The sequence below is a fragment of the Acetivibrio ethanolgignens genome, from assembly GCF_001461035.1.
Lineage (GTDB): Bacteria > Bacillota > Clostridia > Lachnospirales > Lachnospiraceae > Velocimicrobium > Velocimicrobium ethanolgignens.
Map to the genome: position 1 here is coordinate 1 of NZ_LNAM01000134.1, position 629 is coordinate 629.

Consider the following 629-nt stretch of genomic DNA (forward strand, 5'->3'; position numbering starts at 1 on the left):
CAATGTCAAAACTGCTTTTTCGTTTACCCCATCATCGATTGTAACCTAAAGAATTTGTGGAGGCAAAATTATTATGAACATATCAGAAATGAATTTGAAAGATATAGAAAATGTTCTCGAATTATATATTGATTATTATAATAACCGTGAAGATGGTTGTTGGACAAAAGAAACAGCAAGAAAAAGGATACATCAAGTCTTAAGCGTTGAGGATTCATATTCTCTAATTATGAAAACAGATGAAGGTAATGCTATTGGATTTGTTATGGGATATTTCAAGCAATATGATGATATCGTTGGATATACCCTTGAAGAGATTGTGATATCATCTCAAAATCAAGGTAAAGGATTTGGAAGCAGTTTGTTAGCTGAGCTGGAACACAGAGTGAAAGAAAAAGGAGCTTCCTGTGTGGAGTTACAAGCGGTAAATGATGAGTTGCATGAAAGATATTATGGGAAAGCAGGCTATATAAATGCAAAAAACTTTGTCATGAAAGTAAAGTGGTTTGATTAAACAAATCCCAATTGTATAATCACATAATTTAAGGGGTTCATTAGCTGTTATATTTTATTAGTGTCTGCTGATTAAGCTAAAACACTTAATTTTACTGACTTTTACCTCGTTTTCT

At 32.1% G+C, this 629-nt stretch carries 1 protein-coding gene; it reads left to right on the plus strand.

Annotation, left to right across the window (positions count from 1 at the left end):
* Window positions 1-73 precede the first annotated feature (73 nt).
* Entirely contained in the window at window positions 74-514 is a 441-nt protein-coding gene (locus ASU35_RS06950) for a GNAT family N-acetyltransferase (RefSeq protein WP_147525401.1), read from the plus strand.
* Window positions 515-629 lie beyond the last annotated feature (115 nt).